The 15,787-nt window shown below is 60.7% G+C and carries 14 protein-coding genes; 7 read left to right on the top strand and 7 right to left on the bottom strand.

Translation table 11 applies throughout. From position 1 onward, the window contains the following. The first annotated feature begins 61 nt into the window (after window positions 1-61). Both cyoD and ILT42_RS21235 read left to right on the top strand, forming a co-directional pair. Complete coding sequence (gene cyoD / locus ILT42_RS21230; protein ID WP_204218003.1) at window positions 62-400, top strand: cytochrome o ubiquinol oxidase subunit IV; 339 nt, start codon at window positions 62-64, stop codon at window positions 398-400. Window positions 401-438: 38 nt separating this feature from the next. Continuing rightward, entirely contained in the window at window positions 439-1,128 is a 690-nt protein-coding gene (locus tag ILT42_RS21235; RefSeq protein ID WP_204218004.1) for an SURF1 family protein, read from the top strand. Window positions 1,129-1,192: 64 nt separating this feature from the next. On the opposite strand, the gene ILT42_RS21240 is transcribed toward ILT42_RS21235, so the two are convergent. The 6 genes from ILT42_RS21240 to ILT42_RS21265 form a co-directional block, all read right to left on the bottom strand. Beyond that, entirely contained in the window at window positions 1,193-2,368 is a 1,176-nt protein-coding gene (locus ILT42_RS21240) for a Gfo/Idh/MocA family protein (protein WP_204218005.1), read from the bottom strand. Between the two features lie 5 nt (window positions 2,369-2,373). Beyond that, on the bottom strand, window positions 2,374-3,141 hold the full coding sequence (locus tag ILT42_RS21245; protein WP_204218006.1) for a sugar phosphate isomerase/epimerase family protein: 768 nt from the start codon (window positions 3,139-3,141) through the stop codon (window positions 2,374-2,376). Window positions 3,142-3,212: 71 nt separating this feature from the next. Next, window positions 3,213-4,292 (bottom strand): ABC transporter ATP-binding protein, encoded by a 1,080-nt coding sequence (locus ILT42_RS21250; protein WP_204218007.1) that lies wholly within the window; start codon window positions 4,290-4,292, stop codon window positions 3,213-3,215. A gap of 3 nt (window positions 4,293-4,295) precedes the next feature. Next, window positions 4,296-5,183 carry a carbohydrate ABC transporter permease gene (locus tag ILT42_RS21255; protein ID WP_204218008.1) on the bottom strand — a complete coding sequence of 296 codons (888 nt, stop codon included), beginning with the start codon at window positions 5,181-5,183 and terminating at the stop codon, window positions 4,296-4,298. Beyond that, window positions 5,180-6,115 carry a carbohydrate ABC transporter permease gene (locus tag ILT42_RS21260; RefSeq protein ID WP_204218009.1) on the bottom strand — a complete coding sequence of 312 codons (936 nt, stop codon included), beginning with the start codon at window positions 6,113-6,115 and terminating at the stop codon, window positions 5,180-5,182. The genes ILT42_RS21255 and ILT42_RS21260 overlap by 4 nt, the downstream gene beginning before the upstream one ends. A gap of 73 nt (window positions 6,116-6,188) precedes the next feature. Further along, the gene (locus tag ILT42_RS21265; protein WP_204218010.1) at window positions 6,189-7,433 is read right to left on the bottom strand and encodes an ABC transporter substrate-binding protein; all 1,245 of its coding nucleotides are present in this window, start codon (window positions 7,431-7,433) and stop codon (window positions 6,189-6,191) included. 160 nt (window positions 7,434-7,593) lie between these two features. Here ILT42_RS21265 and ILT42_RS21270 point away from each other — a divergent pair, with 160 nt between their 5' ends. The 3 genes from ILT42_RS21270 to ILT42_RS21280 all read left to right on the top strand — a co-directional run bounded on the left by ILT42_RS21270 (window position 7,594) and on the right by ILT42_RS21280 (window position 12,701). Then, entirely contained in the window at window positions 7,594-8,658 is a 1,065-nt protein-coding gene (locus ILT42_RS21270) for a LacI family DNA-binding transcriptional regulator (protein ID WP_204218011.1), read from the top strand. A gap of 190 nt (window positions 8,659-8,848) precedes the next feature. Continuing rightward, window positions 8,849-10,456, top strand: coding sequence for a glycoside hydrolase family 43 protein (locus tag ILT42_RS21275; RefSeq protein ID WP_229428845.1), 1,608 nt, complete (start codon window positions 8,849-8,851; stop codon window positions 10,454-10,456). A 310-nt stretch (window positions 10,457-10,766) separates the two neighbouring features. Beyond that, entirely contained in the window at window positions 10,767-12,701 is a 1,935-nt protein-coding gene (locus ILT42_RS21280) for a putative bifunctional diguanylate cyclase/phosphodiesterase (protein WP_204218013.1), read from the top strand. A 147-nt stretch (window positions 12,702-12,848) separates the two neighbouring features. On the opposite strand, the gene ILT42_RS21285 is transcribed toward ILT42_RS21280, so the two are convergent. Beyond that, on the bottom strand, window positions 12,849-13,703 hold the full coding sequence (locus tag ILT42_RS21285; protein ID WP_204218014.1) for a heparin lyase I family protein: 855 nt from the start codon (window positions 13,701-13,703) through the stop codon (window positions 12,849-12,851). Window positions 13,704-14,162: 459 nt separating this feature from the next. Here ILT42_RS21285 and ILT42_RS21290 point away from each other — a divergent pair, with 459 nt between their 5' ends. Together ILT42_RS21290 and ILT42_RS21295 are read left to right on the top strand one after the other, a co-directional pair. Continuing rightward, window positions 14,163-14,948 (top strand): IclR family transcriptional regulator, encoded by a 786-nt coding sequence (locus ILT42_RS21290; RefSeq protein WP_204218015.1) that lies wholly within the window; start codon window positions 14,163-14,165, stop codon window positions 14,946-14,948. Window positions 14,949-14,979: 31 nt separating this feature from the next. Next, complete coding sequence (locus ILT42_RS21295; protein WP_204218016.1) at window positions 14,980-15,765, top strand: RraA family protein; 786 nt, start codon at window positions 14,980-14,982, stop codon at window positions 15,763-15,765. Window positions 15,766-15,787 lie beyond the last annotated feature (22 nt).

Genomic DNA, 15,787 nt, shown 5'->3' on the forward strand with positions numbered 1-15,787 from the left:
CGCCGGGCCTCGGGCCTCCCACCCCACCCAAGGCCTCGCTGGAGATGGGAGCGACACCCATATGTCCGAAGCCCATGGGACGTTCAGGGGCTACATGACAGGCTTCGTCCTGTCGGTCATCCTCACGGCCATTCCCTTCTGGCTCGTGATGGCCGACGTGCTGGACGACACCCTGCTGACGAGCATCGTCATCATGGCGTTCGCGGCAGTTCAGATCGTGGTGCATATGATCTATTTCCTCCATATGAACACGAAATCCGAGGGGGGATGGACGTTTCTCGCGCTTGCCTTCACCCTTACCCTTGTCGTCATCACCTTGGCCGGCTCGATATGGGTCATGTATCATCTGGACCGGAACATGATGCCGATGACGCCGCACGAAGCGTTGCAGAAGCCCTGAGCACTAGAAAAATCGCGGCGCTTGTCGCCTTCAACGCGGTGGCGCTTCTCGTCGTGGCGGGTCTTGCGTTGCTGGCCGTGTGGCAGATCCATCGCCGAGCATACAAGCTGGACCTCATCGAACGTGTCGAGACGCGAATTCATGCGGCTCATGTGCCCGCCCCAGGACAAGAGGCTTGGGACGGGATCTCGGCGACGAACGATGAATATCGCCGCGTCGTCGCGACGGGGCGTTGGATCGACGGCCGTTCGGTCCTCGTTCAAGCCTTGACGGAATTGGGTGGTGGTTACTGGGTCATAACACCCCTGGCTCGGGACGATGACACCATCATCCTTGTCAACCGGGGTTTCATTCCCGCCTCAGATCGCGACTCTGTGGCCTGGCACCCACGAGTCGATGCGCCGGTGACCGTGAAGGGGCTGCTGCGCCTGTCGGAGCCGGGTGGGGGAGTCCTGCGGGCGAACGATCCGTCCTCGGGGCGCTGGTTCTCGCGCGACGTAGGTGCGATCGCGGCGACGCAGCATCTCAGTCGCGTTGCGCCCTATTTCGTCGACGCCGAACGTGCTCCGGACGGCGGCCTTCCCATCGCCGGACTGACAGTCGTGACCTTTCCGAACAATCACCTGATCTATGCGATCACCTGGAGCATTCTGGCGCTCATGGCAGCGGCCGGAACGGTGTACGTCAATCTCGATCAGTTGCGTTCCCGGAAGCGGGCGGCACATTAAAACCGGGCTGGACATGGCGAGGCCCCGGACGGTGATCCCGCACCATCCGGGGTCGGCTTTCCTGTCAGGCAGCCGAACTGGCCTTCGTCACGCCCCTCCAGAGACCGGCTGCTTCGCCGTCGTCCAACGGGGCAGGGCGCTCTAACGATGTCGTGATGGGCTTGGGCTCACCCGTGGCCGCGCTTTCGAGGATGCTGTGCATGATTTCCAGGACATGGAGGCCGAGGCGGCCGCTGGAGCGATGCGGCGTCCCGTTCAGGACGGCGCTCGCCAGATCGGCGAGGCCGAGGGCCCGGTAGTTCGCCCGGTCCGGCATCTCGGGCGCCCAGTTGGGCGAGCGCCAGTTCGGAGAGCCTAAGGGCATTCCGCTGGAATCGACGTTGCGCCAATCCCCGCCTCGGTCGGAGATATCCACCTGACCGCCGAAGAAATTCGGGTCGGGGACCCGAAGCGACCCTTCGGAGCCGTAGATCTCGATCGCCGGATGGCTGTGCTTCCAGACATCCCAACTCATGCAGAACGTGATTTGCGCGCCTGACGCGAATTCGAGTAGTGACATCACGTGAGTCGGTGTTTCGACCGCGATGCGATGGCCCTTGCGCGGAGAGTCGGATGTCACGATCCGCTCTGGAAAACCGATGCCCGAGATCGCGACGACCCGCTGCACGGGACCGATCAGGTTGACGAGCGCGCTCAGGTAATACGGCGCCATGTCGAGGATCGGGCCGCCGCCCGGCTTGAAGAAGAACTCCGGGTCCGGGTGCCAGTGCTCCATGCCATGGGACATCAGGAAGGCCGTGCCCGAGAGGATTCGTCCAATTTCACCGTCGTCGACGAGCTTGCGGGCCAGGCGCCCACCGGCCCCCAGGAACGTGTCGGGCGCGCAACCGAGATGCAGGCCGCGTGCTTCCGCTTCGTCCACGAGCTTGCGGCCCTGCTCGAAGTCCACGGCCAGGGGCTTTTCCGAGAACACATGCTTGCCCGCGCTCAAGGCCGCGAGGGAAACGCCGAAGTGAGCGCTCGGTATGGTCAAATTCACGACGAGGTCGATGTCGGGATCGGCTAGAAGATCGTCGACCGACAACGCCTTCGTGCCGTACTTGCTCGCTTGGGCTAGCGCCACGTCATGCTTCACGTCTGCACAAGCGCGGAGTGTCAGGCCCCGATAGCCCGGGATATTCTGAAAATAGATGCCGGAGATGTTGCCGCATCCGATGACGCCGACATTCAGTGTGCTCATGGTCCTTAATCCTCAATGGAGCGAAGGAACGCGAGGCTGTTACGGGCTGTTTGGGCAGGGTCCGCCGGCTTGTCGTGCTCGACCACCATCCATTCGGCCCCGGCGTTGCGACAGACCTGCCAAAGCTCGCGCCAGTTCAGCGTGCCCGAGCCGACATCGGCCCATCCGTCCTGATCCTCGTTCTGCCCAGCGGGGGCGATGTCCTTCACATGCGCAGCCCTGACGATGCCGCTGTAACGATTGATCCATTCCACCGGGTCGACATTGCCGCGTACGAGCCAAGCGACATCGACCTCCCAGGTGAGGGGACTGCCCTCTGCTTCTGCGAAAATCAACTCGAGGGCGGTCTTCGGCCCATCCTTGGGCTTCAGCTCCCAATGATGGTTGTGGTAGCCCAAGCGGATCCCCTCCCTTTGGAAGCACTCCGCCATCTGCCCCAGCTCACGTCCGAGGGAGCGCCAACCGTCGGCCGCCATGTCACGGTCCTCGGGCGGGACCGCTGGCATGTAGAGATGAGTGATGTCCAGGGTCCGGCAGGCATCGGCGACCGCTTCCGGCTTCTCCCGCAGGGCCGCGAGGCTCACGTGGCTCGACGAGGCCTTGAGGTTGTGAGAATCAAGCTTGGCGCGCACCTCGGCCGCTATGTCGAGGTGCGATCCGACCGTTTCGACGTAACGGTAGCCTGCACCGGCCGTGACGTCGAGAATGCGATCGAGATCCTCCAGCGAGCGCAAGGTATAGAGCTGTATGGAGAGTACGTCTGAAACGCTCATGAGATCCTCATGGTTCGGAAATGAATCCAGCGAGACTTTGTGAGAAGGGTGAACCTTTGGAATAGCTCAGGTTACAGACGGTCTCCGGTCTCTGCCGAGAACAGCGAGACCTGCAAAGCGTCGACATGAAGTGTCAGGTTGTCGCCGGGAGCCGCGCGTCGGCTGCCGGTCGTGCGCACCTGAAGCGATCCTGTCCCGTCGCTGCACCAGATGACCGTGTCGGCGCCCATGGGCTCCACGATGTCCACCTTGAACCCGGGCCACAATCCCTGGCCCGTGATTTCGAGATGCTCGGGACGGACGCCGAGAACGACGTTCTGTCCTGGAACGGGTGTCGTGACGAACGGATAGGAAGAAAGCGGGAGATGCCTGTCTCCCGCCAGGAAGCTCAGGCCTTCGCCGGTGCTCTCGAGCCTTCCCTTGATGAAGTTCATCTGCGGCGATCCGACGAATCCTGCAACGAACAGGTTGGCCGGCCGGCGATAGATCTCGTCGGGCGAACCGATCTGCTGAATCTTCTGCTCCTTCATGACCACGATGCGGTCGGCCAAGGTCATGGCCTCGATCTGATCGTGGGTGACGTAGATCATCGTCGTCTTGCCTAGGCGAGCGTGGAGGCGCTTGATCTCGACCCGCAGCTCGTTCCGGAGCTTTGCGTCGAGATTCGAGAGCGGCTCGTCGAAGAGGAATACCGCCGCGTCCCGGACGAGGGCGCGGCCGATCGCGACCCGCTGACGCTGGCCACCGGACAACTGGTCCGGGCGCCGGTCGAGGAGGGGGGTGATCTGGAGGAGGTCGGCGGCTTTGGCCACGCGCTTCTCAATCTCGGCCCTTGGCGTCTTCGCCATCTTCAAGCCGAAGGACATGTTCTCCCGCACGCTCATGCGCGGGTACAGGGCATAGGATTGGAACACCATGGCGATGCCCCGATCCTTGGGCTCCTCCCACGTGACGTTCCGGCCGTCGATCCAGATCTGACCGTTGGCCACGTCCAGCAATCCGGCGACCGCGTTGAGCAGCGTGGACTTGCCGCAGCCGGACGGCCCCAACAATACGATGAATTCACCCTGTTCGATATCCAGCGACAGGCCGTCGAAGACCCTCACGGCTTCGAACGCGACGCTGACATCCCGAACCGAAACTGCAGTCATGGCCTATCCCTTCACGGCTCCGGCGGCGATGCCGCGGACAAACCAGCGTCCAGACACGAAGTAGATCACCAGGGGAACGAGGGCCGCGAGCATGGTCGCGGCCATATCCACGTTGTAAGCGCGTTCGCCCTGGGTCGAATGGACGATGTTGTTGAGCTGAACCGTCATCGGCAGGTTCTCACGGCCTGCGAAAGTCAGCCCGAAGATGAAGTCGTTCCAGATGCCCGTCACTTGAAGAATCGTGGCGACGACAAGAATCGGGGTCGACATGGGCAGGATGACCCGGAGGAAAATCGACCAGAATCCGCCCCCGTCGATGCGGGCGGCTTTGAAGAGCTCGATCGGCAACCCGGCGTAGTAGTTTCGGAATAGGAGCGTCATGGTCGGGAGTCCGAAGATCACATGCACGAGTACGATGCAGAGGAGGGAATTGTAGATTCCCGTCAGGGAGAAGATGCGCACGAGGGGATAGAGAAAGACCTGGTAAGGAATGAAAGCGCCGAGGAGCAGCACGCCGAAGAGGACGTTGGCGCCTTTGACCCGCCAGAAAGAGAGGGCGTAGCCGTTGATCGCTCCTGCAATGATCGAGAGGATCACGGAGGGGATCAGGATGCGCACGGAGTTCCAGAAGCCGACGCTGATGCCATTGCACTCCAGCCCAGTGCAAGCGGAAGACCAAGCCTTGCTCCACGCGTCGAAAGTCATGGCGGCGGGCAGCGATAGAATGTTGCCGAGCCTGATTTCCTCCATGGGCTTGAGGGAGGTCATCACCATGATCCAAAGGGGCAGGAGAAAGAAGAGGGCCGCCGTCACCAGGAACATGTAGACGCCGATCCGTCCTGCGGTGAGCCGACGCGGACGACGGCCCTGCGGTTCGATGGCGGCGGTCATGCGGGCCTCCCCTGCGGGCGGACGTATCGTGCGTAGACCCAAGGGGCGAGCACGATCACGACGGTGATCAGCATGATCGTGGCGGCCGCCGTTCCTAGGGCGATGTTGTTTCTCTCGAACAGGTGGTCCATCACGAACTTGGCCGGCACTTCCGTGGCGATGCCGGGGCCACCAAGCGTCATGGCGACGACCAGGTCGTAGAGCTTGACCACTCCGGTCGCCAGCAGCACGGTCGCCGTGATGACCATCGGTCGGAGGAGGGGAAGGATTACGGATGTGTAGACGCGCCATGTAGGAATGCCGTCAACCTTCGCGGCTTTCCAGAGATCGGCGTCGACACCGCGCAGACCGGCCAGCAGGATGGCCATGGTCAGCCCCGCTCCGTGCCAGAGGCCTGCGATCACGATCGTGTAGATCGCCATCTTCTGGTTGACGAGCCAGTCGAACGTGAAGCTTTCGAAGCCCATGTCCCTGACAAGCTTCTGAAGTCCGAGGCCAGGATTGAGAAACCACTGCCAGGCCACACCCGTCACCACGAAGGACATGGAATAGGGGTAAAGGAAGACAGTTCGGAAAAGACCTTCGCCCCGCACGTTCTGATCGATGAAGACGGCCATGAGAAAGCCGATGATCAGACACCCCGAGATGAACAAGACGCCGAAGATCACGATGTTCTCGGCCGATGTCAGGAATCGGTCATTCAGGAAGAGGCGGTTGTATTGCGCCATCCCGACCCAGTCGAACTTCGGCAGCAGTGTCGAACTGGTGAAGGAGAGCCGCACGGTCCAGATCATGCAGCCGATGTAGACGACCAGCACGATCAGCGCGGTCGGCAGGAGGGCGAATGCAGCAGGCAGCCGAGCTCGGATGCGGCGTCGAGCTCCTGTATCGGCCGCGCCGATGCTGGAGGCACGGATCGGGAGAGTGGCCATGCTAAGGTCCCCTCAAGCGCTAAAGCCCCATGATTGAAGGGCTCGCCCCCGTGCGAGGGCGAGCCGGAGCGGATTAGCTCGCGTCGCGCATCGCTGCTGACACTTTCTCGATGAAGGTGTCAGCCGTCATGTTGGGGTTGTTCCAGTACTGGGTGATCGCGTCCTGCATCGCACCCGTGAAGTTCGGGGTCGAGATCAGTTCCTGGGCTTCCACCTGATTGGCGGAGTCCTTCAGAACTGCGCTGGACTTTTGAGCACAGGCATCCATGGACGAGACGTCGACGTCCATTCGCACCGGGATCGAACCCTTCTTCTTGTTGAATTCGAGCTGTGTGGTCGGATCGAGAAGGACCTCAACGAGCTTGTCCTGCGTGGCTAGCTGACCTTTGTCCTTCGTGGCGGGAAAGACGAATACGTCACCTCCAATGATGAGCTTGCCGCCACTTGCGCCCACGAGCGCGCAACCATACTCCTTGCCTGCGGTTTGGCCGGCGGCGATGAATTCGCCTTTCGCCCAGTCGCCATTGAAGTGCATGCCGGCCTTGCCCGTGATGACGAGAGATGCGGCGTCGTTCCAGTTGCGGCCAGGGCTGCCCTGGTCCACAAGGCCGCGCATCTTTCCGTAGATCTCGACCACTTCCTTGAATTGCGGACTCTTGGCAGCGCTTTGGTCACGGGCGCCGTTGATCTTCCGGAACAGATCCGGCCCCCCATGGCCCACAAGAACGGCGTTGAAGAGGTTGCGCTCCCAGGTCGGCTGTCCACCGAGTGCCAATGGTATGATACCCTTGGCCTTCAGCTTCTCACCGGCTTGCAGCAGTTCGGGGAATGTCTTGGGCGGCTCGACGCCGGCATCGGCGAAGACCTTGGTATTGTAGAACATCCAGTTCTGGCCGTGGATGTTCACCGGAACCGCGTAGACCTTGCCTTCCCGGGTCACGGCGTCAACGATCAGCTTCGGCATGATCTCGGACCATTTGCCGGCCTTGGCCTGAGCATCGAGGTCCCGTAGGAGGTCGGCATCGACGAGTTCATCGAACTGTTTGCCGGTGTTGAACTGCGTCATGGTCGGCGGGTTCCCGCCCACGATCCGGTTGACGCCCGCTGCCCGGGCGTTGACGCCTCCCGCGATGGCATTGTCGACCCAGGTGCCGCCGGACTTCGTGAACTGGTCGGCAAAGACCCTCACGGCTGCCGACTCGCCAGCCGAGGTCCACCAGTGAAGCACCTCCGCCTTCATCTGTTGGGCGAAGGCTCCGGAGCTCCAAACGAGGGCAATAGAAAGTGTATACGCGGACACGCGTGTCTTCAGGCTCATGGCTTCCTCCCAGAAGCGTTGTACCGACTTTTTGTAATCGATTACATCTTGAGGTATAGGTTGTAATCGGATTTTAAATTAGTCAAGACGTCTGTTCAGATAAGCTGGAGTTCCTGGAACAGGGGGGCCATATCTTGTCTTGGGCTTTGAGGTAACTGTCATGAGCCGCCAGCGATGGCATTCCGTCAAGGATATCCGTATCGCCGACGTTGCGCGACTGGCGGGCGTGTCGACGGCCACCGTCAGCCGGGTCCTGTCGGATCCCGACAAGGTGCGGCAAAAGACCTGCGACCTTGTCATGGAGGCGGTCCGCCGTAGCGGCTATACGCCGGATCGGACAGCCCAGAACCTGCGGACGCGGCGCACCATGAACGTGCTGGTGGTGGCGCCGCGTCTGACCAATCCGGTTTTCGCCCAGGTTCTGCGGGGCGTAGACGATGAACTCACGCGGTGCGGCTATGGCATCATCGTCGGCAATCTTGATAATCAGCGCGAGCGGGAACCGCGTTATGTGGCGCTCGCGCTCTCGCGCCAGATCGATGGCGTTCTCCTGCTGACGGGCCACGTGCCCCAGGATGGAGACCGAAACATGAAAGAGGCGGGACTGCCCATCGTCGCGATGTGTGCCGCCATCGATGATCCGTCCATTCCGAACGTGGTCGTCCAGGATCGAGAGGCTGCGCGCCAGGCCGTGGAGTACCTTGTTAGGTTGGGACACCGGCGGTTTGGTTACATCTCGGGCACTCCTACTTCCATCATTGAAGTCGAGCGCTATGCAGGATTTGTGGAAGGAGTGGCCGCAGGTGGCTTCAGCCAGCGGGATATCGTCCGCTGGGAAGGAGCCTTCGTATTCGCAACAGGAGTGGCAGCCGCAGAAGCCTTCCTGCGGCTGAAGAAACGTCCCACCGGCGTGTTCGCAGCCTGCGACGAGAGCGCAATCGGGTTCGTCAAGACCGTTCAGGCGGCCGGCATTCGTATTCCGCAAGATGTCTCGGTCATCGGCTTCGATGGGATCGAGGTCTCGGACTATATCGAGCCACCTCTCACCACGTTCCGCCAGCCGATGTACGACATGGGGCGCGCGGGTGCTCAAATCCTCCTGAACATGATGCAAGGAGAGGCGGCAACGGGCATTCCGAATGTTCGGATGCCCTTGCGCTTGCTCGAACGCGGCACGACCTCAGTTGCACCGAGCAGGGCCCGAGGCCTGAAGGTCGTAGCCTGATGCTCAGGCCTTTTCATCCGATCATGGCTCGTCGAGGGCTAAGAGAATCTTCAACCTCCCGTCCTGGAGGAGACTTGATCGCTTCCGACCGCGACTGAAGCCGGCGACGGTTGGGCAGCAGCGCTTGGTTGATCGGGCAGACGATTGAGGACCCCAGTCCCCTAACCCACCTTCCCTCCTGGAAAGCCGCATGACGACCATCAGAAATCCGATCTTGCCCGGCTTCAATCCGGATCCGGCGATTTGCAGGGTCGAAGGCGACTACTACATCGCAACTTCGACCTTCGAATGGTTTCCAGGCGTGCAGATCCATCACTCGCGCGACCTCGTGAACTGGCGGCTGGCCGGCCGGCCCCTCGATCGCAAGTCACAGCTCGACATGCGCGGCAATCCTGACAGCTGCGGTGTTTGGGCTCCAGCGCTCACCTATGCGGATGGCCTGTTTTGGCTGATCTACACGGACGTCAAACGGCGCCTGGGAAACTTCAAAGATACTCATAATTACTTGGTCACCGCCCCTTCGATCGAGGGGCCTTGGTCCGATCCAATTTACATGAACTCTTCGGGTTTTGACCCGTCGCTTTTCCATGATGACGATGGCCGCAAGTGGTTTCTCAACATGGTTTGGGACCATCGCCGCCGCCGCACCTCGTTCGATGGTATTCTTTTGCAGGAGTACCTTCCGCAGGAGCGGCGTCTCGCGGGGCCGATCAAGAACGTCTTCAAGGGCAGCCCGCTCGGCCTCGTCGAGGGACCGCATCTGTCGAAACGGAACGGCTGGTACTATCTGACCGTGGCCGAGGGCGGGACAGCCTACAATCATGCCGTCACCATGGCGAGATCGCGCACCATCGACGGTCCGTACGATCTGCATCCCAACATCCATCTCATCACGAGCAAGGATGATCCCGACGCGCCGCTCCAACGAGCTGGTCACGGCTTCTTCGTCGAGACGGATGCAGGCGAGGTCTTTCACACACATCTGTGCAGTCGCCCTCTGCCAGGGACGAAGCGTTCGCCTCTCGGTCGCGAAACGGCGATTCAGCGTGTGGTGTGGGGAGAGGACGGCTGGCTTCATCTGGCTCAGGGTGGGCAGGTTCCTGCCGTCGAGGTCGACGGCCCCGACCTGCCGCCGCATCCCTTTCCCGCTGAGCCCGAGCGGCATGAATTCGACGACGGCGGACTGCCGTCGGCCTTCCAATGGCTTCGGACGCCGGAGCCGGACCGCATCTTCTCGCTGGAAGCGCGGCCAGGGCATCTCCGGCTCTATGGCCGCGAGTCGGTTGGAAGCTGGTTCGAGCAAGCTCTGGTGGCCCGTCGCCAGACGTCATGGTTCTACTCGGCCGAAACGGTGGTCGAATTCTCGCCTGACACCTATCAGCAGCTCGCCGGCTTGATCTGCTATTACGACCGGGCACGTTTTCATTACTTGGCGGTCTCCGTCGCCGATGACGGAAGCCGCGTTCTCCAGGTCATTTCGAGTCTCGGTGATCATCCCGACGCCCTGATGACCTACGGATTGGAGCGAGATCTGCCGATTCCTGCCCTGGGGCGCGTCTATCTGGGGGTGGACGTTCGCCTGTCTGAACTGCGCTTTCGTTGGTCGGAAGACGGTGAACGCTGGCAATCCATCGGGCCGGTGCTGGACGCGAGCATCCTGTCCGACGAAGCTGGGCCCGGTGCACACGGTTCGTTCACTGGCGCATTCGTGGGAATGGCCGCTCATGACCTGTCGGGGAGGGCCTTGCCGGCCGACTTCGACTTCTTCGTCTATCGCGACGAGCCGAACCCGATTTAAGGGGTCGTATGACCTGCCCTTGGATCGCAGAGACGAGGTGGCAGGTCTCGATCAGAAAGCTGGGTGATCCAACGGACAATCCTGCGTCGTGGTCGGCATGCGCCAGAACGCGACTAAATGCCGGTCTACGATACAGTATTGCGATCAAGATCCCTTCTCGTGTTTCGAAGAATAACAAATGAGAAGCCCCCCGGAAGAGGTATATACTCTTACCCCGTCGTCCGCGTATAAAAGCGGGCGCTCTTGGCCAGTCCCATAGCCGGGTTGTGAAATTCCCTCGGAAGGCAGGAGTGAGCGTCAGGGGGCACGATTGTCGCTGCGCGTACTCAAGCTTTGGCTCGCCGTGGTGGTGTGCGGCTTCGCCGCTGCGGCCGCTTACTTTTCGTATGCGGTCATCGAACGCCAGCACTCGTTACGTCGTATATCTCGTTATAATCTTACATGGCAGGCCAGCCAGACGCTCGCAGAATTCATGAGGCTCCACCAGAGCCTGCAAATGGTCCGCAGCTTCAGCGGCGACGCCGAGACGGCGGCCCTTCGCTTCGATATCTTCGCCGGAACCGTGAGCGGCCTCAGCAGAGGGGCGTTCGAGGATGTGGCAAGGCGCTATCCCGATATGGGATCGGTCGTACTGAAGCTCGAAGCCGCGCTGAAGACGGCCGTGCCGCATAAAGACCGGTTGAACGAGCCCGGGCAGGCCGAGGCCATGTTGGGCATCCTGACTCCGCTTCAGGGTGAACTGAACCGGTTGACGGCGGCGACCTACAACCATGGTGCGGAACTGGCGACTGAAGACGAGCATGAGCTGACGCGTCTGCACTGGATCTTTTCCAGCTTGGTCGGATGCCTGATTGCGCTCGGGATCGGGCTGATCGGACTTCTCGCCCGTCATAATCATCTGTTGACGCGGGCCCACAAGGACCTGCGGGGCATGACGGCGAGCCTCACACACATCGCCCATCACGATGCCCTCACGGGGTTGGCGAATCGCGTTCTGTTCAGGGACACCCTGGTGGCTGCTTTGGACGAGGCGCGGCAGGACGGTCGCACCATCGCGCTTCTCTACTTGGACCTAGACCTCTTCAAGAATGTGAACGACGCTCTCGGACATGGTATTGGCGATGATCTCCTCAAGATTGTCGCCCAGCGGCTTCGCGCATGTGTGCCAAGCGACACGGTAATCGCCCGCCTTGGCGGTGACGAGTTTGCAATTCTGCTCACAGATCTCGGCATGCACGAGAAGAGCTTGGGGGTCGCACACCACTTGATCGAGGAAATCGGAGCGCCCTACGAGATCGAGGGCCACGAGATCGTCATCGGCACAAGCATCGGCATCGCTTTCAACGACCAGGATAATGTGGCGCCGGACGTCCTTCTGAAGCAGGCCGACATGGCTTTGTATCGCGCGAAGGCCGACGGACGCGGCGCGGTGCGCATCTTCGAACCGGCCATGGACCAATGGCTTCAGGACCGCCGGTCCCTGGAGACAGACATCCGCAAGGCTTGGGCGGCCAGGGACTTCGAGATCTACTACCAGCCGCAAGTTTGCGCAGCCACGAGACAGGTCTGCGGATTCGAAGCGCTCTTGCGCTGGAACCATCCAGAACGCGGCGCGGTCCCGCCCTCCGAGTTCATTCCGGTCGCCGAAGACATCGGCCTGATTCTCCCCCTCGGTGAGTGGGTGCTCGAGCGAGCCTGCACCGATGCGGTCGGTTGGCCCGAGAGGATAGGAGTCGCCGTCAACTTGTCTCCGGTTCAATTCAGGGATCGCGGTCTTTTGGAGAGCGTCGGCAGGGCGCTGAACCGGTCTGGCCTAGCGCCGAACCGTCTCGAACTTGAGATTACCGAGCGCGTCCTCCTTCAGAAGAACGAGGTGACGCTGGCAACCCTGCACAAGCTGCGAACCTGCGGCGTGCGGATTGCCATGGACGACTTTGGGACCGGCTATTCGTCACTCAAGTATCTCAGCAGTTTTCCCTTCGACAAAATCAAGATCGACCGCTCCTTCGTGCGCGATATGTCGTCTCGCGCGGTCTCCTCGGCGATCGTTCAATCCGTTACCACCCTTGGCTCAAGCCTGCGGATTTCGACGACCGCCGAAGGAGTCGAGACGGAGGATCAGTACCGGAGAGTGCTCGCAGCCGGGTGCACAGAAATTCAGGGATACTATTTCGGCGTGCCGAAGCCTGTCGCCGAACTGGTCTTCACCCATGAGGCGTCCGAAGCCAATCAGGCTACGATTTAGAGGGGAAGTCGCTCGTTGGCCCGGCAATCCACCTTCCGTCCATCGTGATGTCCACGAGAAAACGGTTCTGCGGAAAGGCGCTTGCTGCGCGCTTCCCGCAGAATATTGACAAGCCGGCCGCATGGCTGGGGTCAAGCGGTCTCGTGGTTAAAGGACGAAGTCCGTCCTCGAATTCTCCAACGCTTTCTGGAACACGTCCGCTGAGCCGAATGAGCCTGTATCTACGATGCCTTCCGCGAACATGTCCGCATACAGGTCTAACTGATCCTTCAGCGCCGACGCAACACCCGCGAAGCGACCTGGTGGATCATGCAAGACCTCAAAATCGCTCTGTGCCTCCAAGGCGAGAGGTGTCTGGCCGCCTGCTTCTTCGACAAGACTGAAGTCCTTGTAGTTGACCGCAATCGTCTCGTCGGACGCTTTTCTGTAAGCCCCATGTTTCCAATAGGGCCCAACCTCGTCGTGGTAGCCGAGGGGGCCGTCGTAGTCGACGAGTTGGACGCCGTCGCGCCAAACGTCGAGCATTCCGTCTCCGAACGGATCGAGCCTCAGCGTGACCTTCATGTCGTACCAATGCCCACGCTCGATATCCTGCTCGTCCTTGTAGGCAACGAGGGTGTTGACATTGTCCCAGTTCGTATCCGCCTGATCCGACCAGCGTGCGTGGATCTCCATCCGTTCGCCGATCAGGTCGAGACCATAGGGCGGCGACACACCGTCATCCCCCGCGTCTTCGGTGGCATGAAGTTGCCCGAGTACGATCCATTTAGACGTGTTCGTTTCGCCGGGCTCGATCATGAACTTGTAGCTGATCGTGTAGGTCTGTTCGTAATCCAGCGTTTTGTAACTCGCGAGTTCCGAGCGCTCGACGCTCCCATCGGAATCTTTCGCCCACCGGTCGCCTGGTCGCAATTCGAAACGCATCGTGCTGCCGTCGGCGGCATAGCTCCAATCTTTTCCAGCGGATTGCAGCTTGTATGTGTCAGGCTCGAAGTAACTCATGTGCCAACCTCCAAGTTTGGACAGTTGGATCGACAACTTGATAAACGATGTATCGTTCCGATTAACTTCTGGAATTACTGGACATTGTGAGTGTTGATTGAGGTTAAGTCTTTAGTCTCTCGCAAAAATTGCGTAATCATCAGTTGTCTTATCAAGTTGTGACAACTTATCAATTAGCGTGCAAGTTTAGTAAGCTCCTGATCTCAAGTAGTGAAGCTCGACCTAAGGTTCCGAATTCTCAGAAGGCGTGAGGACGACCTGCGCCTGCGCGGGGCGGACGGGAGCGAATTAGAGCGGCCGAAAATTCAGAAATCATGTCGTCAGCGGCTAAGCCCCAGGCCCGGAGCATTGTGATCGCGTCGGCTCCTGCTGTTCGAAAACTCATTCAGCCAACATTGACACTGCTGAGGGCAGGCTGTTAGCGTGAGAAAATAGAAATTGATTTCTACACAATAGAAAATGACCCAGGAAACGGAACGCCACGTCCAGTCTCTCATGTCCGGCCTGCAGATCCTCGAAGCCTTCGATCAGGATCGCGGCCTGCGGCTTAAGGACCTTCACGAAAGGACCGGCCTCAACCGGAGCCGCATCCTGCGCTTTGCGGGAACGCTTCGCGCCGCCGGGTTCCTGGAATATGACGAGAATGAGGGGCTCTATTTCCTAGGACCCAAGCTGTATGCGCTCGGCTGGATGCTGCACGAGCGGTTCTCCCGCATCTCCGATTTGGTTCGCCCCGGCTTGAAGCGCCTCGTCAAGCTGAATGGCGACACGGCCTTCTATTCGATCGTGCAAGGGACTGAACGTCTTGTCGTCGCACGCGAGGAATCCCCGGATGGATTGCGCTTCACGATCCAGGAAGGGCAGACGCGACCGTTGCATATCGGCGCAACCAGCAAGGTGCTGCTGGCTTTCGGCCCGGACAGCCTGATGCGGCGCGTCCTTGACGACGCGGCGATGGTGAACGACCCATCCGGTCTTGCTGCCGATATTGCGAGCGTGCAGCGCCAAGGCGTCGCCGTCAGCCGCGGCGAGGCCACTCCGCACGGCTTCGCCGTATCGGTGCCCGTGCCACGGCAGGGCCAGGCAGGCTGCGACGCGCTCACCATTGCCGGGCCGCTCGCGAAGCTCACGGACGAACTGGTGGCCATCTACACCGATCACCTGACGAAGGAAGCGCATGGGCTCGCGGCCGCGCTCTCCAATGTCAGGGGCCAGGGCGGCGTTTCTCTCGCGGCTGCCCAGTGACCTCAATCATCAACCAAGGAGCACCAGGATCATGACCTCTCAAGTGGATCAGGAATACGACGAGTACAAGCAGCAGGGTCGCCTCTGGGGGCAGGTCCCCCGCGAACGCATCGCGAAGATCAAGTATCCCCGCTTCTCCAAGCAGATCATCCAAGAATTCATGGAGATGCAGGACCTGACCACGACCGTGTCGGACGTTCTCGACTCTCTCGGCGTTCGCGCCGCCGTGGCGGCTTCCTTCGTCAAGCCTCTCATCCCCGGAAAGAAAATCGTCGGTACGGCCACCACGGTGCGCAGCATTCCCGAGCGCAAGACGTCGACGAAAGGCTACTACGACAAGGACATCATCCGCATGTCCACTCGCGAGTCCTACTATCTTGGCGAACCCGGCGACGTCTTCATCGCCGATTTCGGCGGCAATCTCGACGTATCGAACATGGGTGGCCAGTCCTGCACCGTAGCGCAGTCCATGGGCTTTGCCGGAGCCATCGTGAATGGCGCGGTTCGCGATGTGTCGACGATCCGTGAGCTGGACTATCCGGTGTGGGCGGCAGGCGTCACCCCGATCACGGGCAAATTCCGCATGGAGGCAATCGAGCTCAACGGTCCCGTGACCGTGCACGACGTGGCCGTCTATCCGGGAGACCTGGTCTGCGCGGACGATTCGGGCATGTGCTTCATTCCGGCCGAGTATGTCGAGACGGTACTCCAGCAGGTTCGCTCGATCCACGACGAGGAAGCGAAGATGCGGGAGCTGATCGTCGACAAGCGTCCCATCTCCGAACTGCTGCCGCTTTATCGCAAGCGGTATTCCTGAAACGGGGCCCATCCCCAACGGG

Source organism: Microvirga pudoricolor (genome assembly GCF_016892705.1).
GTDB classification, from domain to species: domain Bacteria; phylum Pseudomonadota; class Alphaproteobacteria; order Rhizobiales; family Beijerinckiaceae; genus Microvirga; species Microvirga pudoricolor.